Annotated in this window: 23 protein-coding genes; 3 read left to right on the forward strand and 20 right to left on the reverse strand. The window is 58.5% G+C overall.

From position 1 onward, the window contains the following. Positions 1-221 precede the first annotated feature (221 nt). The 4 genes from GNZ12_RS43005 to GNZ12_RS43020 all read right to left on the reverse strand — a co-directional run bounded on the left by GNZ12_RS43005 (position 222) and on the right by GNZ12_RS43020 (position 2,259). Positions 222-563 (reverse strand): type II toxin-antitoxin system RelE/ParE family toxin, encoded by a 342-nt coding sequence (locus GNZ12_RS43005; protein ID WP_172318971.1) that lies wholly within the window; start codon positions 561-563, stop codon positions 222-224. Further along, a complete protein-coding gene (locus tag GNZ12_RS43010) occupies positions 563-847 on the reverse strand; it encodes a type II toxin-antitoxin system Phd/YefM family antitoxin (RefSeq protein ID WP_172318973.1) in 285 nt (94 codons plus the stop codon). Before GNZ12_RS43010 ends, GNZ12_RS43005 begins: the two co-directional genes overlap by 1 nt. Before the next feature lie 513 nt (positions 848-1,360). Next, complete coding sequence (locus tag GNZ12_RS43015) at positions 1,361-1,834, reverse strand: RES family NAD+ phosphorylase (RefSeq protein WP_172318975.1); 474 nt, start codon at positions 1,832-1,834, stop codon at positions 1,361-1,363. After that, entirely contained in the window at positions 1,831-2,259 is a 429-nt protein-coding gene (locus GNZ12_RS43020) for an antitoxin Xre/MbcA/ParS toxin-binding domain-containing protein (RefSeq protein WP_046565320.1), read from the reverse strand. The genes GNZ12_RS43015 and GNZ12_RS43020 overlap by 4 nt, the downstream gene beginning before the upstream one ends. A gap of 461 nt (positions 2,260-2,720) precedes the next feature. On the opposite strand from GNZ12_RS43020, the gene GNZ12_RS43025 reads away from it, so the two are divergent. Further along, positions 2,721-2,876: a hypothetical protein gene (locus GNZ12_RS43025; RefSeq protein ID WP_172318977.1), complete on the forward strand. Its 156-nt coding sequence runs from the start codon at positions 2,721-2,723 to the stop codon at positions 2,874-2,876. A 228-nt stretch (positions 2,877-3,104) separates the two neighbouring features. Beyond that, the gene (locus GNZ12_RS43030; protein WP_172318979.1) at positions 3,105-3,296 is read left to right on the forward strand and encodes a hypothetical protein; all 192 of its coding nucleotides are present in this window, start codon (positions 3,105-3,107) and stop codon (positions 3,294-3,296) included. Between the two features lie 767 nt (positions 3,297-4,063). Here the strand turns inward: GNZ12_RS43030 and GNZ12_RS43035 are convergent. From GNZ12_RS43035 to GNZ12_RS43070, 8 genes are all read right to left on the reverse strand, one after another. Continuing rightward, positions 4,064-5,245: an alpha/beta hydrolase family protein gene (locus GNZ12_RS43035; RefSeq protein WP_172318981.1), complete on the reverse strand. Its 1,182-nt coding sequence runs from the start codon at positions 5,243-5,245 to the stop codon at positions 4,064-4,066. 81 nt (positions 5,246-5,326) lie between these two features. Continuing rightward, positions 5,327-5,602 (reverse strand): oxidoreductase C-terminal domain-containing protein, encoded by a 276-nt coding sequence (locus GNZ12_RS43040; RefSeq protein ID WP_328806200.1) that lies wholly within the window; start codon positions 5,600-5,602, stop codon positions 5,327-5,329. A 34-nt stretch (positions 5,603-5,636) separates the two neighbouring features. Continuing rightward, a complete protein-coding gene (locus tag GNZ12_RS43045; RefSeq protein ID WP_172319009.1) occupies positions 5,637-6,356 on the reverse strand; it encodes an IS6 family transposase in 720 nt (239 codons plus the stop codon). 280 nt (positions 6,357-6,636) lie between these two features. Next, positions 6,637-8,280, reverse strand: coding sequence for a GMC family oxidoreductase (locus tag GNZ12_RS43050; RefSeq protein ID WP_172318985.1), 1,644 nt, complete (start codon positions 8,278-8,280; stop codon positions 6,637-6,639). Between the two features lie 4 nt (positions 8,281-8,284). Further along, complete coding sequence (locus GNZ12_RS43055) at positions 8,285-9,781, reverse strand: aldehyde dehydrogenase (protein ID WP_172318987.1); 1,497 nt, start codon at positions 9,779-9,781, stop codon at positions 8,285-8,287. Between the two features lie 80 nt (positions 9,782-9,861). Beyond that, positions 9,862-11,145 carry an OmpP1/FadL family transporter gene (locus tag GNZ12_RS43060; RefSeq protein WP_328806198.1) on the reverse strand — a complete coding sequence of 428 codons (1,284 nt, stop codon included), beginning with the start codon at positions 11,143-11,145 and terminating at the stop codon, positions 9,862-9,864. After that, positions 11,100-12,062, reverse strand: a complete 963-nt coding sequence (locus tag GNZ12_RS43065) for a PDR/VanB family oxidoreductase (RefSeq protein ID WP_172318989.1) — start codon at positions 12,060-12,062, stop codon at positions 11,100-11,102. Before GNZ12_RS43065 ends, GNZ12_RS43060 begins: the two co-directional genes overlap by 46 nt. A gap of 104 nt (positions 12,063-12,166) precedes the next feature. Then, complete coding sequence (locus tag GNZ12_RS43070) at positions 12,167-13,489, reverse strand: Rieske 2Fe-2S domain-containing protein (RefSeq protein WP_172318991.1); 1,323 nt, start codon at positions 13,487-13,489, stop codon at positions 12,167-12,169. Positions 13,490-13,923: 434 nt separating this feature from the next. On the opposite strand from GNZ12_RS43070, the gene GNZ12_RS43075 reads away from it, so the two are divergent. Then, positions 13,924-14,865 carry a LysR family transcriptional regulator gene (locus GNZ12_RS43075; RefSeq protein WP_172318993.1) on the forward strand — a complete coding sequence of 314 codons (942 nt, stop codon included), beginning with the start codon at positions 13,924-13,926 and terminating at the stop codon, positions 14,863-14,865. A gap of 60 nt (positions 14,866-14,925) precedes the next feature. On the opposite strand, the gene GNZ12_RS43080 is transcribed toward GNZ12_RS43075, so the two are convergent. The 8 genes from GNZ12_RS43080 to GNZ12_RS43115 form a co-directional block, all read right to left on the reverse strand. After that, positions 14,926-16,095, reverse strand: a complete 1,170-nt coding sequence (locus GNZ12_RS43080; RefSeq protein ID WP_172318995.1) for a porin — start codon at positions 16,093-16,095, stop codon at positions 14,926-14,928. 298 nt (positions 16,096-16,393) lie between these two features. Further along, a complete protein-coding gene (locus GNZ12_RS43085; protein WP_172318997.1) occupies positions 16,394-17,347 on the reverse strand; it encodes a Gfo/Idh/MocA family oxidoreductase in 954 nt (317 codons plus the stop codon). Further along, positions 17,344-18,186, reverse strand: coding sequence for a class III extradiol dioxygenase subunit beta (locus tag GNZ12_RS43090; protein ID WP_172318999.1), 843 nt, complete (start codon positions 18,184-18,186; stop codon positions 17,344-17,346). The genes GNZ12_RS43085 and GNZ12_RS43090 overlap by 4 nt, the downstream gene beginning before the upstream one ends. Beyond that, entirely contained in the window at positions 18,179-18,586 is a 408-nt protein-coding gene (gene ligA, locus GNZ12_RS43095) for a protocatechuate 4,5-dioxygenase subunit alpha (protein WP_172319001.1), read from the reverse strand. The genes GNZ12_RS43090 and ligA overlap by 8 nt, the downstream gene beginning before the upstream one ends. Next, positions 18,586-19,500, reverse strand: coding sequence for an amidohydrolase family protein (locus GNZ12_RS43100; RefSeq protein ID WP_172319003.1), 915 nt, complete (start codon positions 19,498-19,500; stop codon positions 18,586-18,588). Before GNZ12_RS43100 ends, ligA begins: the two co-directional genes overlap by 1 nt. 109 nt (positions 19,501-19,609) lie before the next feature. Next, positions 19,610-20,311 carry a 4-carboxy-4-hydroxy-2-oxoadipate aldolase/oxaloacetate decarboxylase gene (gene ligK, locus GNZ12_RS43105; protein WP_172319013.1) on the reverse strand — a complete coding sequence of 234 codons (702 nt, stop codon included), beginning with the start codon at positions 20,309-20,311 and terminating at the stop codon, positions 19,610-19,612. Between the two features lie 5 nt (positions 20,312-20,316). Beyond that, complete coding sequence (locus tag GNZ12_RS43110; RefSeq protein ID WP_172319005.1) at positions 20,317-21,345, reverse strand: amidohydrolase family protein; 1,029 nt, start codon at positions 21,343-21,345, stop codon at positions 20,317-20,319. Continuing rightward, on the reverse strand, positions 21,342-22,323 hold a 982-nt coding region (locus GNZ12_RS43115), incomplete at its 5' end, for a 4-oxalomesaconate tautomerase (protein ID WP_172319007.1). The genes GNZ12_RS43115 and GNZ12_RS43110, both read right to left, overlap by 4 nt.

A 22,323-nucleotide genomic window follows, 5' to 3' on the forward strand; every position in this document is an offset into this window, starting at 1 on the left:
CCGCAACCAGTTCTAGGAGACGTACGTGTCCATTAATTTTTCAGGCGGCTGACGTGTTGTAGGCGGGTTTGTGTTTTGAGGTGTACGCAAGCGTAACAGACGGTTAGTTGCGTATTGGAAATCAGCATTCTACGTTAGGTGAGCTTTTTCGGGAGCAAGCGTGTGCCGCCATCTGGCGAGTGGTCCGGCACTTCAGCGTGAAAACGCCTATGAGGCTGAATTTACCAGCGGGAACGCAATAGTCGTTTCTGGAGAAGTGTTTGTAGATCGCGGCGCGTATCAGTGACGATGTGAATGTAAATCGTGTCGTTACGCACCTCATATATAACCCGATTCTGCCCGCTCAGCGCTTCCCGGAAATTCAGACCGCCGAAATCTGCAAGCTCAGCCGGGACATAACCGCTCTGCGGAAACTGCCTGATATTGTCAAACGTGACGGCCAATTCCGCGGACGTCTGCTTCCACGTCTCGGCACCGAAGCTTTTGAGGATGTAGCGACGCAAATCCTTCGTATCCTCCTGTGCCTCTTCGAGAATCAGGAGCTTGAACTTCGTCTGCCCCATCAGCGGATTTGCTCCTTCCGATCAAGGTCGTCGAGTTCGGCGAGAAATTCGCCGGCATCCTTGAATTTCCCCTGCTCGATGTCCTTCTGGCCCAAGGCCAGAATTTTGAGCAGCGCCAGCGTTTGCTGGGTGTCCTCATAGCTTTGCACGTCCTGAACGACGAGCTTCGCCTCGCCATTCTGCGTGATAAGCAGCGGCTCGCCAGAAGCCGTCAAATCCTTGACAATCTGTGCTGCGTCGCTTTTCAGGTAGCTGATTGGCTTTACATGGTCTGCCAGGCGCATGTCTGATCCTCCGTTTGTTACCTCATTCAGACCGAATATAGACTAAATTCAGTTTTATGCAAAGTCATAAGTCAGGCTGGGCCGCTCGTGAGCTGACATTGGGGCTCGATTTGCCCATCCACAAAATACGCTGCAGTTCGACACCAGTTGATTGGTCGCCATGAACGCGCCGCCCTATCCTGCTTCGGCCGCCTCACGGGCCGCAGACGATGCAGCGCACTGGTCGGCCCTGCGTGTTCAAGTGGCGGACTACAGACAAGTGGGTTCAACTGACATCGGAAATTTGAACTAAAAAGTTCACGAAAAGCGGTCAATTATGTTATGTCAAATTGTGCGGGGCAATTAACAGAAACTGACAGCCGTGTCGGCTTTGGCAACCAGACATGGAGAATACAAGAAGACGCTGCACTGGCCATTGCGAGTGGCGATGCGAACTAAACTAGAAGCCACGTCCCAGTCATTTCCGTTGAGGAGCAAAGCCTCGAGGCGAGGCTAGCCGACCACCATCGTAATCTAGGAGTGTCCGACCGTCGGCATCACAAAGAGGCGTTCATCCCACACCACGGGTTGCGGCTCGGTCACAACAATCCGCGTCGCGTCGGGGTGTGCGGGATTGACCAGCACGTTGAACTCTGCACGGACGACGACAGAAGGTACCATCAGGAGCGCGGTACGCGACTCGGTCAGCCAGGCGTCGCCGAACTCCCTTGCCGCCTGCAGTGCTGGCGCATCCCATCCCCTTGGCAACGATTCGGCCGAATGGAGTTCGACGCGAATATCGTCGGGAACCGCTGCTTCAACCCATCCGTGTGTCTTCGGTACCTTGCCGATGCGCGCATGAACAAGAACCTCGAGCATCGCACCGGCGAAGGTCGACGCGGCGTAGATGACCGGTCGCCCCGGACTATTGAAGCGGCCGCCCACCAGCATCGCGCCGGTGCCGCTCCAGACCGTATGTCGAGTGTCGGCGATTCGAAACAACTTCACGCCGGCAACCCATAAAACAGTTTCCAGAGCAGCTCTTCGACCCGGCGCGCGCCGAGCTCGGTCAGCGCAACATCGAGTGGCGCCCGCCCTTCGAGCTCCGGGTGCGGCGTCGACAGGAATTCCCGCGCGTCCTCTTCGTCGTTCCAGACGTAGGCCGTCGTCGCGACGATCCTGGCCAGCCGCTCAGTCTTTTCCGATTCGTCTGGCGTCAGCCGATCGCGACGCCGCTTATAAGTCGCTTCGGGGATGATGCGGGCAAGTAGCGCACGCCGGGCGTCAGCGCCCTGCGTCGCATGTTCGACGCCCGCGCGCAGCGCGGACTTGGGCAGTCCGTCGCGGACAAGTGCTTCGAGTTCCGCGAGCGTGTGCGGGACCTGCCGCAGTTCCATGACTGCGGCCACTGCCTCAGGCGTAATCAGTGACATGCGACTCCCGACTATAGTATCAGTTGATACCTAATCATAGCGCAATTGATACTGTTCGCAAACCCATCTTCAACTAGCAGGCTCCAGCGGGGAGACTGCCGAGACGGCTTCCTCGACATCGTCCGTGCTTGCGAGAATCACCCACATAGCATGACGGCCCGTTATGGCCTACAGAAATCTTTCATGCACGAAATGCTCAAACATTTAAGCATCCGCTCGCGACGGGATGTCGCACCGGGCATACGGATAAACCATTTATACTGCACTGCACAAGCCCGTGTAATCGGTAGATGCGATCTGATGGTTGTGTTATATTGCACTGCACAAACTTTGTCCGATCGGCAAGCGCGATCCGACGACCGCGTCTGGCGTTGCCGGGTCGCGGACCGAGATGCCGCTGAAGTTGGGTCGACACGCCAGCTACGTCCAGTTTCTGTCTACATCATCAAAATGAGGGTCCTATGAAATACCTTACCCGCATCGCCGCGTCTGGAGCACTCCTGGTCGTCGCTCTCGGTATCGTCACCTTCGCCCAGATCAGGTTCGCGCCGCAATCCGCAGACAACAACCCGGTCGCACGGATCGTCCTGAACGTCGAATCGCAACTGAACGGTTGAGCGACTCCACCGCCGTATGTAGCTCGCGCCCCGCAGGCAAAGAAAAGCCCGCCAGGCTCCGAAGAGAACTGGCGGGCTTGAGCTACTGATTTCGGATTCACATACCAGGCGATGGTAACGGAGTTGACGCCTGCTCAGGCTCCTCCAGCGACCAGTCAGCCTCCATGTCCGCGGCATCCAACACCTTGGCAGGTCACCAATCGTCACGAGACGCTTCATCGTGGCCTCGTGAGACAGGCAATCTTTCCCCTTCGACGTTTCGATTATCAGAAACTTGAAGCGCGTGTCGCCACACTGATCCAGCGCAAGCCAGCCCTCCCCGCCCTGCGCAAATTGTCACCGCGCAACCTGAAGGCATGGGCGAATCCAGAATTTGTGCAGCAGCCTCCTGCACAAATTGAAGCCTCTTCGGCCTGGTAAACATAGGATTGCCAATTAAACGTCGATCACTTTAATTATGTCCAATTGAAGCAACTTTCATCGATGGACCGTCCCTTGTCCAGTTACCCATCCAGGCCGTAGCAATCCACCCCCAGCCCGCCCGCTGCGGCAACGTTAACAACGCTCACTTGACTGCACATCAATCTTCCCCATCGGCTGCAACGGGTCAGGTAAGATTCGGCCAATGACCGTGTTGGCCGTGCGCGGCCCAGCTTGCCGCTTTCGACCAGCTGGCATAGTCGGGCAATACCAGTGCCGCGCTCGGGCCGGCCGCCTCGCGATAAGCCGAAGCGATCCGCATACTCCGCGGCAACCTGCGATCGCTCGGTCGTCACGCGTTGATACCGATCGAATGCAACGATATTGGCAACACACCGTCTTGTGAATTGCATCGGTTCCTTTGCGCTCCATCAGAACGTCCAATCTGCGGTAGTTGAGAAACGGACTCATAACCCAGACTTCGCAAGCGCGCGATCAGCCCCCCGGATCGCATGGTCCTTCTTCGCGCCGGAATGCGGGACGTTGCAGTAAGCTCTACAACACGGTTCAGAAACACCAATCGTCTTCTGCCGTCACTGCTCGCCGCCAGCTTGGAGCCTCGTCACAGCGCGGCAACACGATGGATCTCGTCCATGGCATACGAATACGGGAGATTGGCCTCAGCGCACAGTCCAAGAGCGCTGAAAGTCGCCCATGGACCGTTGTGATTGGAGGACAAGTCGTATCCCTAACTCTGCCGTACGTCTCTACACAAACCCCCTACGTTGGCTCCAGTCGATCACAGTCCTGACGCATTCGCGCAGCTGCTGCGGCTGACCGGCATAATAGTGATTAGCGCCATGGATACGCACAAATTCCTTGTCCGGCGTGCCGAGAGCGTTATGGACGATGGGATTGTGCGTCACAGGCACGCTGTCATCCGCCTGGTTCTCGATCTGCAGAACCGGGGCATTCGTGATCCGACTCGCCGAGTCCGCTCCCTTCGCGTTCGAACGATGGATGGACCACTGCGACAACCAGGAGCGTAGCGAGGTGTAACGGGCCAGCCCCGCTGGCGCACTGTTCGCAACCTTTGGAGGCCCCATGATCGTGATATTTGGCTGGCGGCCGTTCGGATGAATGGACAGATCAAGCCAACGTAAATCGCACCAAGTGCGGTGCACGACGAAGGCCCGTTCCATTTCGCCATCGTCCTTTGCCTTCAGATGGGCCAGCGTGTTCTCCGCGAAGTCCGTGATCTTCCTGCTTCGAGCGAGTTGCGCTGCGCGGAAGCGAGCTATGAACTCCGCATCATAGGGAGGTTGATGCGGGCAGGCAGGATCGTAAATGTCAAGATCAAGATCTCGATCATCGGGATTGAACTCATCCTTCACGGAGGGATCGAGTATCTCCGTGAGCGTTTCGGCACGGCTTAGGTGGGCCGCAATGAAGACAACACCATCGGCTGGGATCAGTTTCGCGGACGTCAGGTCATATTCGTCCCCGGCCGGCGTGTGTGTGATCGACGGCCGCTCCGCCTGCCCTTGGTAGAATAAGGACAGCGCACCGCCCCCTGACCATCCGATCAATACGACCCGTTTATAGCCAGCCGTCGCCTTTGCCCAGCGTACATATTGTCCCAGGTCGTAACAGACTTTCTCCATGATAAGCGCGCTATCATTCCTGGCGTAGCGGCTACTCGCACAGATGACATGTAGCCCTGCGTCAGCCAAGGCTGTCGGCAGCGGCAGCAACTGCAACACCGAGGACGGATGCATAACGATATAGACCGTGTCGGACGGTTGGTCCTTCGGCCTGAAATGCTGGCCCTCAAGCCAGACCGTGCCCTGAGTGCCGGCATATCCGTAAGTCTCCGCGAAGCGCAAGGCTTCGGTAAAGTTAATAATGATGGGAATGCGTTCCCACTCGACTTTCTTCTTAGTCTCCATCACTACCTGCTCCTCTGTGACGAGATGCGAATTACGCAACTCGTTGAAAGCGAACGTTCGCAAGTTAGTCGAATAACGCCTTTACTCGCCGATATCCGGCAACTTGTCCAGGCGAATCATGGGATCCGCTAGCGCCATGGGGTCGACCTGGCGCGCAGTCTTGATCAATTGTTTCGCGAACCTCATGTCACGCGCCGCGTTAACAGACGCGGCAGCAATCACGCGTCCGTCGCACACTTGAAACAACGTGAACGAATCGGTATCTGCGCCGCCACGCACAACCTCCACGGCCTCGGGAACAAAGAGTCCGGCCATCTGAATATTGGCGTCATATGGTTGTGTCGCGTTAAGGACGATGCGACGATCAGTCCCTTGACATGAAGAGGATTGCTTACATCACGAGAGAATAGAATTGTTCGGCTGCGGTCGATGCAACGCCATCGTCACACATCTGTCCCTTGCGAATCATGTGCGCGATCTCTATGCCGGACAGGATGATGCGCGCACACCGGAAATCCTTGAACCCCATCATCGGCTTGATGATGCGTTTGATGGCCCGGTGATCCTGCTCGACGACGTTGTTCAGGTATTTGTTTTGCCGGACCTTGATCGGCGTTGAACGCTCGGCATTGAGCGCTTCAAGTGCAGCTAGATTCGCGCCGCTCCTGTCCACGGTAATTGTCTCGGGCTCACCGTTCTGTTCAATCGCCTTCGCGAAGTAGCGGCGAGCAGCGGCCTTATCACGATGGGCGCGCAGCAGGAAATCCACCGTGTTGCCCGCCTTGTCGACGGCACGGTACAAGTATTTACATTGGCCTTTGACCTTGACGTAGGTCTTGTCAACGCGCCAGCTCTTTCCGACAGGCCGTTTGCGTTTGCGGAATGCTTTTTCAAACACCGGCAGCAGCTTGATAACCCACCGGTGCACGCTCGAATGATCCACCTCGATACCCCGCTCGGCCATCATTTCCTCGAGGTTACGCAGGCTCAGTGAGTACGCCACGTACCACCGGACGCACAGCAGGATCACGTCCAGCGGGTAGTGCAGCCGCTTCAGTACCTTGCCAATGCCAGCGGGCAGCGTCTTGCGCGGCGAGTTCGTCTTTGCCATCATGCTTGTCATGCGTTGCGGTAGACGAATGTTACTTGACCGCGTTAATGCGACAAAACCGAGCAAAGCGTCTCGGGACCATCCGAGCGATTCCACGAACGCGTCGTTGACGTATTTCACCTGACCATCAAGCGCCACCATTACCAGGGGGCGGCGTGCATTTGACGTCATATGTCAAGCCTGTTTGTGCAAAGAGCACTTACCCAAAGCACACAAAGAAACGCGGTCGAAATAGCAGGAAGAGTCTCCCGCTGCACACGCCCGCGCTGTCGCCATGGTTTCACTCAGGTTGCATCGCTAACACATCGCCGCCGGCGGAAGGCACCGCCATCGTCCGTGACATCATGATGTCGACCGCACGATCGGCAACGGCCATGACCGTCGCGTTCGTATTGGAACTGATGATCGACGGCATCATCGATGCGTCGAACACGCGCAAGCCGTTGGCGCCCTTCACCTTGAGATCCGGAGTCAATACCGACATGAAGTCGTTGGGGCGTCCCATCCTGCACGTGCCAACCGGATGGTAGTTGGATTCCGTGGTTCGCCTGATGTAATCGGAGAGTGCATCGTCCGACTGCAGCCTGGTTCCCGGTCCAACCTCTTCTGTCACGATGGACACAAACGGTTCGCGTGCCGCGATGCCTCTCAGATACCGTATCGCTTCGACGAGTCGCTCCGTATCTCCATCATCGGCGAGCCAGTTCGGACTGACGAGTGCGTCATCTGTGGGGTCTGCCGATATCAGCCGCACGGTTCCGCGAGACCGAGGCTGTACAAGGTTTGCCATCAGCGTCATCCCGTAGGTCGGCTTCGGAGCCTGGGGATCCGGCCACATGACGCCAATGCAATAAAGCTGCAAGTCCGGTTCCCCATCCGGAACCCGAAGATTGACGAATGCCATGGTTTCCGCACCGTTCGACGCAATCGGGCCGTTGTGGAACGCAAGATATTGGAGTCCGTTCAACAGCGCACGACGCCCCCTGTCCTCGCCAAAGTATCCGTGTTGTCCGCGGGTGGTCATCGACACGACTGCGACGTTATGATCCTGCAGATGTTCGCCGACACCCGGCGAATCGACGCGCACGTCCACCCCAAGCTCGCGTAGATGCGCAGCCGGACCGATGCCGGACAGCATGAGCAGCTTGGGTGTCGCGAACGCCCCGGCACAAACGATCACTTCAGCCGATGCTCGTGCGCGCACGAGCGTGCCGCCTGTCATATATTCGACGCCGATAGCGCGATCCCCGTTGAACAGAATTCGATGCACGTTGGCCTGGGTGATCAGCGACAGGCGCGGATCGGCCATGACCGGAGCGAGAAACGCATCCGCTGCGCTACATCGTTGTCCCCCGTGCGTGGTGGTCTGCATGTAACCTACCCCACGCAAAGTTCCGGCGTTGAAGTCCGTCGCAAACGGCAAGCCCTGGCGCTGCATCGCTCGCACAAACCGGTCCGCCACGTCGGCCCTGTACAACGGATCCGATACCTTTAGCGGGCCGTCCGCACCGTGAGCTTCATTGTCGAGCCGCTGGTTGCCTTCCTGTTTGCGGAAATAAGGAATCAGGCCGTCCCACGACCAGCCGGGATCGCCGGTCGCGGCGACCCAGCGATCGTAGTCGGCGCGCGACCCTCTCGTATAGGCCATCGCATTCACGGAGCTGCCCCCGCCGACCACATTTCCCTGCGGAATAGAAACCGTGCGGTCGCCCAGCGATGACTGATGAGCGGTTGTGTAACGTTTGATATATGGGCTACCGTTGAAGAGCATCTTGAATGTACCGGCCGGCATACGGATAAGCGCGCTGTTCGCGGGTAGCCCGGCCTCGAGCAGCAGCACCTTTGCCCCCCACTCGCGGACCAGGCGGCTCGCCGTCACACAGCCCGCACTGCCCGCGCCAATCACGATATAGTCGTAGTCCATCGCGTCACTCCTGCCGCACGCGCGGTGACGCAGCCGGAAGATAAATCGCCTGGTCTTCGAGGAATGCACTCAAGCCTTCGGGACCGCCCTCTCTACCGATCCCGGACTGCTTGAAGCCCCCGAACGGCACGTTGGGCGCCATCTCGAGTCCGTTTACCGAGACGTTCCCGGTCCTAATCCGGCGCGCGGTCGCGTAACCGCGCTCGACATCGCTCGTAAACACCGTGCCACTTAACCCGAAGTCAGTATCGTTCGCCAGTGCCACCGCCTGATCGACGTCGTCGTAGGCGATAATCGAAACGACAGGGCCGAATATTTCTTCCCGGGCAATCGTCATTTCAGACGTCACGCTGGCGAACACCGTAGGCTCGACAAAGAATCCTTGATCATGTTGTGAGCTCCTGCCGCCACCCGTCGTGATCTGCGCCCCTTCATTGCGCCCCGCTTCGATGTACCCTATTACTCGTTCGAGCTGGCGCCGGCTCGCAAGCGGGCCGATCTGCGTGGTCATGTCCCAGGGGTCCCCCACCTTGAGGCCGCCGATGATGACGCTGTACGCTTCGACGAACTCCCGCTCGCGACTGCGCGGTACCAGAATCCGGGTCTGTGCGAAGCAGATCTGCCCCGAGAACGGCATCGTGAACGGAACCAGGGCAGCAAGCGTCGGATTCAACTCCGCATCGTCGAGAACGATGGCGGCGGATTTTCCGCCCAACTCGAGCGTCACTCTCGCGAGCCGGTCTGCGCAGGTTCTCGCAATCACCTTTCCCGTCGCGGTGCTGCCGGTGAAGCTGACCTTATCGACTTCCCGCTTGGCCACCAGATGTGCACCGCCGTTTGCGTCGGCGGTAATCACGTTGAGCACACCTGGGGGGAGGCCCGCCTCGTGCGCGCATTCCGCGACGACAAGTGCGTCGAACGGCGCTTCAGGCGGCGCTTTGATCACTACCGTACATCCCGCTGCCAACGCTGCACTGAGCTTGTACGAGAGAATCGGCAACTGCGCGTTCCACGGCGCGATCAGAGCAGTCACGCCGACCGGCTGGCGGACAATCCTGGCTTCGCCGCCTCGCGTCGCGCGGCTTTCCTCGAACGCGAAAGTCGATGCCAGCTCGGCATAGTAATCAAGCATTGCCGCCGCGGTGGGGACGAACATATTGGCGAACCAGATGGGTGCACCGACTTCCGCGGTCCAGATACGCGACAGGAGCGTCATGCGGGAAGCGAGCGCCACCGACATCTTTCCCAGGTAATCGGCCCGCTTGGCGCCGGACATGCGCGGCCAAGACCCCGTGTCAAAGGCCCTTCGCGCGGCATCGACGGCCTTGTCCACATCTCCGCTGTCCGCAAGCGGAACTGAAACGAATGCCTGTCCGGTCGACGGCGCGACAACCGGGACAGATTCGTGGGAGCCGGGCTGCACCCACTGCCCATCGATATAGAACCTGGACAGCACGTTGCCATTCAGCTCTGACTTCGGGTCAAACGGAAAAGAAGACATTGGTTTTCCTGATCTTGGCTGCTGTTTCGTGACAGGGTCCGACATCGGTCTCACCGGCATCGACTCCCGGGGTATGCGATCTAGAAGCTGTGCCCGTAACTGACGCCGACAACCTCCGTTTTTGTCCTTTCACTAAATCCGGTACTGGCGCCGTCCCCGGTCACCGTGACAGGGAATCCATATTCGAACACTCCGCTCACTTCATCGGTCTTGTTGAACCGATAGGACGCGCCCGCCGAAACCGCCGTTGAGACCGGCATCGCCGAAAGCAGATTCTGCGCAACCACCGATGGTCGGATCGGATGATTGCCGCGCGAGAAGCCCGTTCGCAGCGTCCACCGTGAATTGACGTCCCATGCTGCACCGATGCGGAAGAAGTCCTGGTCTTGCCAGCCGAATCCCTGCGCAGAGCCGATGACCGTGTTGGAGAACTCCATATGTAACCAGTCTGCCGCAAGCGTGACGCCCGGTATGATCTTGTAGGCAATACCGGCGCCGTATTGCGCGCCGATATCGATGCGGCCGCCGCCCCCCACCAGCAGGTCGTTTTCGTAGCCGGCCAGCTGGCTCATCCGGATGCGGCTAGCGTAACTTGCGCCAAAGGTAAAGGCAGGCGTCGGTTGCCAGATATAACCGACCCGCGCACCGTAGCCGAAAGCGTTTGACACGCCGTGCGAAGGTAGCGGCTGGAGTGCCCCGTCGTCCGTGGGGACGATTGCGCCGTTCGCGGAGAAGCGTTCGTATGCCAGCGCGAGACTTATACCTATGATGTTGTGTTCTGTAATCCTATACGTTACGGTCGGCGCCGCGATCGCGGTCTGCAAGCTCGATTGAGCCACCCCCGCACCTCCAATTGGGAGCGCGGGTCGACCATAACTCGTGCCCACGCCAACCCCAAAAAGCGACACGCCCAACGTCAGCCGCGGCGTGATCTGCCAGTTCGCGCCACCACTGGGAACTGGATAGACCTTCCCCGTATGCAGCTTGTTGGACGCGCTCCCGTAGTCGAAGTCGGTCAACGGTTCCAGAACCTGAACACCGAAGTCGGTTCGCGACCCGACTAACCCCATACCTGCGGGATTGTCGGCCGCCGCCGTACTGTCCTGGGGAAACGCGATCGAGGTACCGCCCATACCGGCGGACATGACGCCGGAGCCGCTGAGCGCGATACCGTCGACTGCCAGTGCGTACTTCGTGGGGAGTAATACGAGGACACTTGCGGTTATCATGCGCACACAGCCGGTCCTGCCAAAACGCTTCGACATCGTGGTCTCCAGACATTTTTTTAATGAAGCTCTGCCCTTAACGGCGGCCCCGATTACAGATCGACCACCAGCAACTTCGAGCGTGAACGTGATACGCACAGCGCCATGCAATCTCCCCGTGCGTGTTCCTGCGCGGTGAGAAAGTAGTCGCGATGATCGGGGCATCCTTCCAGGACCTTCACGACGCAGGTTCCGCAGACCCCTTGCTCGCAGGACGTCTCAATGTCCGCTCCATTCTCACGGAGCACATCGATAATCGTCTTGTCGGCCGGGATCGTGAACGTCTGGTCCGACCGTGCGAGCTTCAGGTCGAATGACGTTTGAGGCTCCGTGTCCGACGACGCCCCTGCGGCGAAATATTCGAGGTGAACCGCGTCGTCGGGCCAGCCGTGACGCGCGGCGACCATGCGAACCGTATCCATGAACGGTTGCGGTCCGCACAGGTACAGATGCCCACGGTCCGGACGGTTGCGAAGCGCATTGTCCAGCGTCGCCTCGACGGCATCGCGCTGCTGGCCGAACAACAGCCGACACGAGCCGTTGAGCGGCCCATTGGCCAGTTCGTCGCGGAATGCCGTGTGGGTTTCGGATCGGGTGAAATACAGTAACTCGAACGTATGGTGCCGATCGTGGAACCGGCGTGCCATGCTGATAATCGGTGTAATGCCGATCCCGCCGGCCACGAGCAGACTGTGGCCCGCTTCGGCACTCATCGTGAAATGATTGCGCGGCGCAGAGATGGTTAGTTCGCTGCCGACGCGCAACGACTCATGGACAATCTTCGATCCACCGCGCGATTCGACCTCCCGCTTGACGGCAACCTCGTAGGTCGATGTGTCGGCATACGATCCGCACAGCGAGTACTGTCGAGTGATTCCCTGTTCAAGATGCAAATCAATGTGCGAGCCAGGCTCCCACGCCGGCAACATGGATCCGTTCTGGGGCGCCAGCTTCAGCAGGCGGATCCCTTCTGCAATGGTTTCGGCGGCAACGACTCGAACGGGAATGGTATTCATGGCAAGATACATCAGGAAAATTCAGGTAACACAAAGACGAAGTCATTGCGGCAAAGACTGCTCGCGTCCCACCGGACGAAACGGCGAGACGCGCCGGCGCTGCATTACGCCGTGGTTTGTTGCAGCCTGAACAGCTCCGCGCTCTCGCTGTAACCGGCGCAATACGCTTCCTTCGACTCCCCAGCGCCGATCTCTCCCGTTATCACGACCATGTCCCGGAAATCGTTGTCCTCCTGGTGGCGAACCACGCCACGGGGATCTCCCCCTTCGGCGACGACCTGCGCCGCCTCATCGAGCATCCGACGCGCGCGCATGATGGCGATGTCGGATGACGAAAGATGCTCACCGCTTTGTTCGTGGATCGCGCCTTGCGACTGGGTGATCGCAATGTCGTGCACCGAAAAACATTCCCCCAAACCCAGGTAAGCCTGGCGCTCCATTGATGCACGATCCTGCGAATACAGGTCGCCCTTGGCGCGTCGCATGCGATCGCCTTCGGCCTTCTCCGATTCGTATTGCGCTTCAAGTGCAGCCTTATCCAGTTGGCCGCTGCGATGAAAGATGAACTCCCAGCGCCAGTGATGTTCATCGTCGATAGGAACGTCCCACAGCATGGTGACACCGCCATCACCCAGGTAGCCCTCGAAGCCGCCAACAGCACAGGCGTTAGGCATCACGAAGTTGGTAATGCGAATCGACGACCGATCTGCACCTTCGATCTTGCGCAGCGTGTACAGCCTCACCCCAAAGCGTGTGTCTTCGACAGCCAGCTCCGGTCTGGCCTGATTCGAAAACACGCCCCAGCGAGCTTGCATATCAGCGCTAGACAGTTCCAACTGATGCAGATAAGACGTGTGAACCGGGTCAATATTGCCTTCGCTCGCTTGCATCCAGTTGCAGTCGCCGAACCAGCGCGTCGTGTAGCGATATTCGCTCCCGCCGGCAAGCGCGGGATAATTCGGAAAAAGCGGTGGTTCGCCAGGACCCATATACGCCCAGAACGCCCCGGCCGCCTCATGAATCGGATAGGACTTCATCCGGATCCGGTCTTTGGCGGTCGATGAAGCTTCGGCAGGCTGATCCAGACAGCGGCCATTCACGTCGAACAACCAGCCATGATAGGGACAACGGATACCGCCAGATTCAATACGGCCCAACGCGAGGTCGGTGCAACGGTGAGCACACTTCCGGTCGATCAGACCGACGTGGCCATCGTCATCGCGGAATAACACCAGGTCCTCGCCCATGATGCGGATCGGCTGTGGCGCAGCACCCGCAGGCAATGAACCGATCAATGCCACCGGCTGCCAGTAACGTCGAAGCAATTCACCAGCAGGCGTGCCTGCGTTGGTCTGCGTCAGGTACTGGTAACGATCAGCTCCGCGCGGACGCGGCTTGATCGTGATCGGATGAGTGGAGGTGTCCATGAAGTCTCCTATGTTCTGTTCAAAGGGCAATCGAAGTAAAAGGTCGGCGCACTCGACTGGAACTGGCAGGTCTACGCGCCGTCGTCAGAACTCCGCTGACGCGGACCTCCAGACAGAAACGGGAATGCCAGCACGACAACCGCAGCTGATCCGGCGTAGCCGACGACCAGCCGCCGCATCAACCCCGCTGGTCCCAACACTTCAAAATGTCGGTCAAGTAACGCATTGAGCAGCGTGCCCGCGAGGCAGGTCAGAAATGAGCAGAACAGGCCCATCCCGATAACCGTCCGGCCGCGCCTCCATAAAATGATCCATCGCTGCAGATCCATTGCCAGTTCACTCGGTGTCAACGAGTGTTAAGATATATTGATATCTGATTTAAACAAATCGTATTTTCGGCATATCTGTTATGCACTTTCAGCAGGGATCGACGCATGGAAATCAGACAACTCCAACACTTCTCGCGCATCGCCGAGATTGGTAACCTGACACGGGCGGCCAGCGTCCTTGGCTTGACCCAGGCGGCCCTGAGCCGCCAGGTCGCGCAGCTGGAGGCAGAGCTCGGCACTGAGCTATTCCGGCGCAACGGCCGCGGACTTGTCCTGACCGACGCGGGTCAGCGGCTGCTTGATCACGTCCCGATAATCCTGCGTCAGATCGCACTTGCCGAACGCGCGGTCAGAGGGAGCGTTGGACCGGCACAGGGCACCCTGGTGCTCGGATTGCCGCCTAGCCTTGCACGCACGGTCGTTGTGCCGCTCATAGATGCATTCCGCGAGCAGTTGCCAGAAGTCACACTGCGCACCGTTGACGGTTTATCGGCAAATCTGGTCGAACTGGTGGGTGTCGGCAAACTCGACTGTTCGGTGGTCTACAACCAGCCGCCTACAGATGTCGCCGAATTGCGTCTGCTGGCCGACGAGGAGTTGTACCTCGTCACAGGGCCTATGACTCAACGTGCAGGAAAGGCGCTGCCGCGCTCGCTGACACTCGCAGACGTCGCCACACTGCCGCTGGTGACGGCGGGCACCACTAACGCCGTGCACGCGGCCCTGGCGACCGCGATGGCCGCGCTCAGCCTGAAGCCGCAAGTTGTGCACGAGATCGAGAACCTCACCGCGATTCTCGATCTGGTCCGCAAGGGCTATGGGAGCGCCGTGATTCCGTTGAGTGGGGTGCACCCGTGCATCGGGGACCCGAAGTGGCGACTGCATCGCATCCGCAAGCCCGTTCTAAGATGTAGTCTTTCCGTTGCGACCCCGGCGCGTGCGCTGAACGACTCACTGATCGGGCAAGGTACGTCGTTGGTGCGCGACGTCGTTCGACAGCAGCTCGTGCAATTTCATGCAGACGTCGAGAAAGCCATAGACGCATAACATGACGCGTGACACTGCTTGCGTACCAAAGCCCCCGTGCCGGAGGCCAACGGTATGTTTTCAAAAGCGTTGCTGAATCCCGAAAAGGACACCGGTCTGTTTCGCGTTCGCCACCGTGTAGTAGCCCGCACCAACAGAATAGGACGCGCGGCTATTGTTTTGCATGAAACCGAGCATGGTGTAGATCGAGGTTCGTTTCGACAGAAGGTACGTCGCGCGCATCACGTAGTAGTTGGCGTTCTTCTGATCCGTTGTGGCAATTCTCGATATCTCACCATCAAGTTCGATGTCTGGCCTAATCATGTACGATGCGCCGCCGTAAAAGATGTTGGTCTGATAGTCCGTGGCCGTGGTCGTCATTCGATGGATCGCGCCGCCACGCAATGCAAGGTACCCAAGTTGAAAATAGCCGCTGACCATGTATCGCGTCGTAGTCTGGCCAGCATTCGAGAGCAACAGCGGCATCGACGGATCGTAAGAAACGCTGCCAGGCAACAAACCAGGTCCACCGCGCAACTGATCGTAAACAAACTGCAGCCCGAACTCCTGTCCCCAATACCCGGCCAGTGCTGTAATCTGACGGCATGCTGTCGAGTTTCCCGCAACATTGCCAGGACAATTCGTTGCACCAGGATTAAACGCCGCCCCGCCATTCACCGTCGCGTTGCCCGGGCTGCTCGCAGCATCCCGGCCGGTGCTGTAGGTGGCTCCCAGCACGAAATGATGGAACTCATTGAAGTAACTTAAGGTGTTATCGGAACGGCTATTGGGCAGGTACGGGTCGAGCGCCGCCAGCGAGTATAGGGCTGGCCCCAGAACGGTCGATTTCATCAACGCGATGTACGTCATGTTGACCTGACGTCCCGCGCGAATCGTGCCGTAAAGTGTTTCAAGTCCCACCCACGCGGACCGGCCAAAAAGCCGATTACCGTTCTGAAGAGCACCGGAGTTCGGTGCAAAACCACTCTCCAGTTCGAAAATGACGTTCAGTCCCGCGCCGAGGTCTTCCTTACCGCGCAATCCCCATCGCGACGGAAGCGAAGCGGACAACGAGGTCATCCGGATAGCCGAACCGGACGCGCTCTTTTGACCGGGCGCCTGGGCCGCCTTATTCTCCCAATCCACACCGGTATCGATAATTCCATAAAGCGTCACGCTGCCCTGTGCATGTGCCTGAACGGACATTAGGAGCGTGGTCGCGAGTACCGCCGCTGCCAAGACTTTTTTCATGTCTCCAATCCTTTAGAAGAATATTTTAATATTTTCGTGACTCGCGGCCATGGAGCGGGAGTCATCTACATGCAACAACCACACAACCGTACGGCGGGAGAGTCGGGTAGCGTGTTCAGGTTAAACAGTCTGACAGGCCATGTATTTTTTCGTCATACTAAACATAATATCGATTTGATATTATTTATATGTTTTTGAATGACATCGCCCGATAAATCTTTTGATTTGCATAACTGATATGTCAGCGCCGTCAAATGAACTGACGAGTCGCAACGGGTACGATCAACGAACTGAGAATTCAGTCCAGTTGTCGGGCAAGCTGGTGCAATATCCGGTAACAGGGAAGCACACTTGCCACGCTCGCGTTCGGTTCGCGGCATTCGCGAATCGCGGCGAAGAATTCCCGATCTTGCCGCGCTACCCCGCTCAATGCCGGCTCGGGCAGATCAAGGTCAAGGCGTTCTCCCATGCCGTTGGTCAACTCGTCATAGCGGGCGATATAGGTCAAGCCATCGCCAATATATCGAAATGTCGATCCCAACGGCCCGTCGTTGTTAAAGCTCAGTGATAACGTGCACAATGCGCCGCCATGACTCTTGAGCTGGATTGACATATCGAGCGCAATGCCCAACGTTGGATGGATCGGTCCCTGCAGCACATTGGCGGCAATTACCGCTTCGCCGGTCTGATACTGAAACAGATCTACCGTATGAGCCGCGTGATGCCACAACAGATGATCAGTCCAGCTTCTCAGCTGGCCCAAGGCATTCGTGTTGAAGCGGCGCAAAAAATGCGTCTGCACATCGAGCTGGCGTAACGAAAATTCCCCAGTCAGTATCCGTTCGCGCAGGCACTGATGCCCCGCATTGAAACGTCGCGTATGTCCGCACATTGCAATCAGACCCGTGCGTTGCTGCCACAGGGCAACCGTTTCAGCGTCGACGAGGGAGTCTGCCAGAGGGATCTCGACTTGCACGTGCTTTCCAGCCTGCAGGCAGGCGATTGCATGCTCTGCGTGCAACGGCGTCGGAGTACACAGGATCACCGCATCTATCTCAGGCTGAGTCAATAGGTCGTCCAGTTCGATGCTTGCCAGCGTGATCCCGTAGTGGTCGGCAATCTCACGCGTCTTTTGGAGATCCCTACCCACGAGTGACACCACTTGCGCCCCGCCCAAGCTTGAGATCGCGTCCAGATGTTGAATGCCGAACGCCCCGGCGCCAACCACTGCGACCTTGATCGCCCTTGTCACGCGTCCTCCAATACCAACAGGCCATAGGCCGTGTTCGACGCAGGCACGTGATAGAAACGATGAATCTGACGAACTGTTTCATTCATCGCACCGCGCATGATTAGCCACATGATGATCTCAAGACCCTCCGATCCCGCTTCCCGCAACAGTTCGGTGTGGCCGAGCTTCGTCAGCGATAGCGGATCGCTTACCATGCCCTCGAGCCATTGGTTGTCATAAGGCGCGTTGATTAGTCCGGCACGCTCCCCTTGCAGTTGATGCGACATGCCACCGGTCCCAAGCACCGCCACCTTGATGTCGGGACCATACGAATCGATCGCCCGTCGGAGCGCCTGTCCGAGCTTGAAGCAACGCAAGGCGGTCGGTTGAGGGTACTGGATTACGTTGACACACAAGGGGATCACACGGCAGGGCCACTGGTCTGGCTGACCAAATAGCAGCGACAGCGGCACAGTGAGACCGTGATCCACCGACATCTCGCCGACCATCGTCATATCGAATTCGTCGTTCAATATCAGCGATTCGGTCAGGTGCCACGCCAACGCGGGGTCGCCCAAACACGCGGGTACGGGCCGGGGGCCATACCCCTCGTCGTGTGGTGGAAACCGGTCGGCCACGCCTATTGCAAACGTGGGTGTCATATCGAGCCCGAATCGCGATGCGTGATCGTTATAGACAACGATGACCACGTCGGGCTTGACCTCGTCGATCCAGTCGCGCGCCGCTTTCACCCCATCGAATAGCGGCTTCCAGTACGGCTCCTGAGTTTTGCCGTGATCGATGGCTGCGCCAATCGACGGCACATGTGAGGTACCGACACCTCCAACGAACTTAGCCATGAGACCACTCCTCAACGCTGCGGTTGCCCGTGATCGAGCGGCCACCGGAGCTCATCATCGCGCGGAAGTCGTCCACCGACATTCCGTTGGCCGACATGGCCGCGCCCACGTGCTGCATTGTCAGACCGTCCAGAATCGCAAGCTTGAACGTGTAGTAAATGTTCCCGCCCAGTTGCAACATCGCCAGCCAGTTGCGATCAAGCACGGCGCGGCGTTGATCGTCGCTCAGCCTGAAGCTGTCGAGGTAACCCGAGGAGTCGGCTCGAAAGGCTGCCCGGTTGCTCTCCAGGTCCAGCGACTTGCAGAACATGTTGAGCGCGTATCCCTTTTGACAATGTTCTCCATCGAATACATAGGTGCCGGGGATCTGGCGATAGTCGCGCGCGGTGGTGGCAGTCATCATTCCCCCCAATACAGGCGCATGGGATTGTCGACCAGCAGCTTGCGCTGGAGCTCGGGCGTAGCGGCGATACGAGGGATAAAGTCCACCAGCAACCCATCGTCCGGCATGTGGTTCTTCAGGTTTGGATGAGGCCAGTCGGTGCCCCAAAGCACCCGATCGGGGAAAGTCTCGACCAGGCGCCGGGCGAACGGCACCACGTCACGATATGCGTCCTGCTCGCCATCCAGCGCTGGTTTCCCGGATACCGAAAGCCGTTCCGGACAGGTTACCTTGGACCAGACATTGGGATGCTCACGCATAAATCTCACGAGCAATTCGAACTCCTTCCCGTCTACGGATTGGGAGACATCAGGGCGACCCATGTGGTCGATCACCAGAGCCGTCGGCAATCCCGTGAAGAAGTCCCACAGCTCCGGTAGATCCACAGCCTCGAAGTAGACAACGATATGCCAGTTCAATTTGGCGACACGGTGCGCAATCTCGATCAACTCCTCTCTCGGCGTAAAGTCGACCAGCCGCTTGACAAAATTGAATCGCACTCCACGTATGCCCGCGGTATGCAACGCCTGCAGCTCCTGATCGCTTACATCGCGTTTGACGGTCGCGACGCCACGCGCCCTCCCCGCCGAACTTACGCAGGCGTCGACCAGCGCACCATTGTCTGCGCCGTGACAAGTGGCCTGCACAATCACGTTGCGCTCAAAGCCCAGATGATCGCGGAGCGCGAACAGTTGCTCCTTGCTCGCATCGCAGGGGGTGTACTTGCGCTCCGGCGCATATGGAAAGCGCTTGGCAGGACCGAAAACATGGCAGTGGGCATCCACTGAACCGGGCGGCAACTGGAAACGCGGTTTGGAAGGACCCTGATACCAGTCCAACCAACCGGGTGTCTTTGGGAAATGCTGGCTCATCTTCTCTCTCGTACCATCTCAGGTTATTCCTGGCCTAACTGCTGCAGGATCTTCAACGCCAATACATCAGTGCAGAAAAGCGCTACGCATGGTCATCGCACAATCAATGTCAGTCGATATACCTGAGACCCGCCCGCTCCAGCGACTCGCGCATTGAGTACATGTCCAATCCAAGCACACCTGCTGCCAGCTTCTGCCGTTTCTCTGCTTCGTTGGCCTCCCTCGCGGCAGCAGCGTCGGCGACTTTCTGCGCGAGTGCGAGCGGGACCACGACGATACCGTCGTCGTCGGCAATCACTACGTCGCCCGGATTAACCAGAGCTCCGGCACACACAACAGGGACATTGACCGAGCCGAGAGTCGCCTTGACCGTACCTTTTGCGCTGACCGCCTTCGAGAACACAGGAAACTTCATGGTCGTGAGGTCCTTGACATCGCGGCATCCGCCGTCAATCACGAGTCCCACTGCTCCTCGCGCACGGAAGCTGGTGGCCAACAGGTCGCCAAAAAAGCCGTCGGTGGTGTCAGCCGTTACCGCAGCGACGACAACGTCACCTGGCTGAATCTGCTCGGCCACGACATGCATCATCCAGTTGTCGCCCGGATGCAGTAACACCGTCACTGCAGTGCCGCACGCGTAGGCGCCGGCATAAATTGGCCGCATGTAGTTCTTCATCAGCCCCATACGGCCCATCGCTTCATGAACGGTCGCAACGCCTAAGCCCGAAAGCTGTTTGACCACAGCCGCGTCCGCGCGAACGATGTTGCGTTTGACAACGCCAAGCTGGCTGCCAAGGTTGGTATCGGTCATCGTGCTCACAGTCCCTTCCGTTTCAGTGCTGCGTCGAGGCGCGGGTAAACTCGCCGGGCATTGCCTTCGTAAACCTTATGCCGGTCTTCCGGTGACAGATTGGCCGAGGCTTCGATGTACCGCCTGGTGTCGTCAAAATAAAAGTCGGTCTCGGGGTCGATGCCACGTACGGCACCGATCATCTCGCTGGCAAACAGGATGTTGTCGACCGGTATCACCTTGGTCAGCAGATCAATGCCGGGCTGGTGATAGACACAGGTGTCAAAGAAGATGTTGTTGAGCAAATGCTCCTTCAGCAAAGGCTTTTTCAACTCCTGCGCAAGTCCGCGGAAGCGGCCCCAGTGATACGGCACTGCGCCGCCGCCGTGCGGGATCACGAACTTCAACTCAGGGAAATCCTTGAACAGGTCTGAGGTCAGGCACTGCATGAACGCTGTGGTATCGGCGTTCAGGTAATGGGCGCCCGTGGTGTGGAAACAGGCATTGCAACTGGTCGAAACATGCACCATCGCCGGGATATCGTATTCGACCATCTTCTCGTAGATGGGATACCAGTGGCGATCCGACAGGGGCGGCGAGGTCCAATGACCGCCCGAAGGGTCAGGGTTCAGGTTGATGCCAACAAAGCCGTACTCCTTGACGCACCGCTCCAATTCCGGAATACAGGTCTTCGGATCGACGCCCGGGGACTGCGGCAGCATGGCGGCGCCGATAAAATTGTCCGGGAACAGTTGCGAAACCCGATAGCAAAGCTCATTGCAAATCGCGGTCCAGGTCGCGCTGGTCTCAAAGTTGCCGATGTGGTGTGCCATGAAACTGGCACGTGGAGAGAAGATCGTCAGATCGCTGCCACGCTCCTGCATTTTTTTCAGTTGGTTAGCGGCAATAGATTCGCGAAGTTCGTCGTCGCTGATGTTTAGCTCAGCGACTCGCGGTTGCTGAGCCGGATCTTTCAGCGCAGCGACCTGACGGTTGCGCCACGCTTCCAGCGCTGTGGGCGCCGTCGTGTAATGACCATGGCAATCGATAATCATGTTGCATCTCCGCCGATAAATGCCGATTCACTCACCATTACCTCGCCGCGCATGATCAATCGCGCGGTTCGCAGCAGCGCAGCACGCTGTACGGTCTGAGGATTGGCTGGATCGGTCTCTAACTCAACGCTAAATTCGCCTGACGGATGTTCGACCGAGATCCGCTTGATTACGCCCGGCGGCACCGATGCCAGGCCCTGTGCGACACTGCCCTCGAGCACGCAGGCGGTGGCGACGGTCACCGCAGCCAGCACGCCAATCGCGTCGTGGCACACGTGCGGGATGAAACAGCGTGTCGCCAGACTCCCCCCGGCAGTTGGGGCGGCAATCAGGCACATCTTGGGATAGGTTTTTGACGTCACGTCGCCGAGGCCCATCACTTCGCCGCAACGCAAACGAAGCGCTTCGAGGGTCGACTTCAGCTCAATGTCGGCATTCATTTCGGCAACCGACTCCTGGCCCGTGCGGCCAACTGCATCGGCACGCAGCAACACCATCGGCATGCCGTTGTCGATGCAAGTGACATCAATCACGGAGGTCGCATCGAGTTGAACACGGTCACGGACCTGCCCCGTCGGCAACAGACCTGAACAAACCGAGCCTGCCGTATCGAGGAAGTTGATCGAGATCGGCGCCGCCTTGCCAGGCACGCCATCGATGCGTGCGTCTCCGTCGTAACGCAGCCGCCCATCCGGCGTTTGCACGCTGATATCGCATGCCATATCGGTGTTGAGTGTCAGGACGCGCAACGTCGTGACGTCACCCTGCGGCGTCGCCAGACCGGTTTCCAGTGCGAACGGCACGACGGCTGCAAGCATGTTGCCGCAGTTAGGTATCGTGTCGACCGTATCGCCGTCCGGCTGCAGTTGTGCGAACAGGAACTCCAGATCGATGCCGGGCCGGCTGCTGCGCCTCACGATTCCGACCTTGCTGGTCAGCGGATGCGCCCCACCCAGACCGTCAATCTGCCGCCGGTCA

Origin of the sequence: Paraburkholderia solitsugae (assembly GCF_013177695.1) — a bacterium.
GTDB classification, from domain to species: Bacteria; Pseudomonadota; Gammaproteobacteria; order Burkholderiales; family Burkholderiaceae; genus Paraburkholderia; species Paraburkholderia solitsugae.

What these genes read in the sequence shown, in the direction of transcription:
- GNZ12_RS43005 (WP_172318971.1), bottom strand. Translation starts at nt 563, where the DNA reads ATGGGGCAGACGAAGTTCAAGCTCCTGATTCTCGAAGAGGCACAGGAG.
- GNZ12_RS43010 (WP_172318973.1), bottom strand. Translation starts at nt 847, where the DNA reads ATGCGCCTGGCAGACCATGTAAAGCCAATCAGCTACCTGAAAAGCGAC.
- GNZ12_RS43020 (WP_046565320.1), bottom strand. Translation starts at nt 2,259, where the DNA reads ATGTCACTGATTACGCCTGAGGCAGTGGCCGCAGTCATGGAACTGCGG.
- GNZ12_RS43025 (WP_172318977.1), top strand. Translation starts at nt 2,721, where the DNA reads ATGAAATACCTTACCCGCATCGCCGCGTCTGGAGCACTCCTGGTCGTC.
- GNZ12_RS43035 (WP_172318981.1), bottom strand. Translation starts at nt 5,245, where the DNA reads ATGGAGACTAAGAAGAAAGTCGAGTGGGAACGCATTCCCATCATTATT.
- GNZ12_RS43045 (WP_172319009.1), bottom strand. Translation starts at nt 6,356, where the DNA reads ATGGCAAAGACGAACTCGCCGCGCAAGACGCTGCCCGCTGGCATTGGC.
- GNZ12_RS43050 (WP_172318985.1), bottom strand. Translation starts at nt 8,280, where the DNA reads ATGGACTACGACTATATCGTGATTGGCGCGGGCAGTGCGGGCTGTGTG.
- GNZ12_RS43055 (WP_172318987.1), bottom strand. Translation starts at nt 9,781, where the DNA reads ATGTCTTCTTTTCCGTTTGACCCGAAGTCAGAGCTGAATGGCAACGTG.
- GNZ12_RS43065 (WP_172318989.1), bottom strand. Translation starts at nt 12,062, where the DNA reads ATGAATACCATTCCCGTTCGAGTCGTTGCCGCCGAAACCATTGCAGAA.
- GNZ12_RS43070 (WP_172318991.1), bottom strand. Translation starts at nt 13,489, where the DNA reads ATGGACACCTCCACTCATCCGATCACGATCAAGCCGCGTCCGCGCGGA.
- GNZ12_RS43075 (WP_172318993.1), top strand. Translation starts at nt 13,924, where the DNA reads ATGGAAATCAGACAACTCCAACACTTCTCGCGCATCGCCGAGATTGGT.
- GNZ12_RS43080 (WP_172318995.1), bottom strand. Translation starts at nt 16,095, where the DNA reads ATGAAAAAAGTCTTGGCAGCGGCGGTACTCGCGACCACGCTCCTAATG.
- GNZ12_RS43090 (WP_172318999.1), bottom strand. Translation starts at nt 18,186, where the DNA reads ATGGCTAAGTTCGTTGGAGGTGTCGGTACCTCACATGTGCCGTCGATT.
- ligA (WP_172319001.1), bottom strand. Translation starts at nt 18,586, where the DNA reads ATGACTGCCACCACCGCGCGCGACTATCGCCAGATCCCCGGCACCTAT.
- GNZ12_RS43100 (WP_172319003.1), bottom strand. Translation starts at nt 19,500, where the DNA reads ATGAGCCAGCATTTCCCAAAGACACCCGGTTGGTTGGACTGGTATCAG.
- ligK (WP_172319013.1), bottom strand. Translation starts at nt 20,311, where the DNA reads ATGACCGATACCAACCTTGGCAGCCAGCTTGGCGTTGTCAAACGCAAC.
- GNZ12_RS43110 (WP_172319005.1), bottom strand. Translation starts at nt 21,345, where the DNA reads ATGATTATCGATTGCCATGGTCATTACACGACGGCGCCCACAGCGCTG.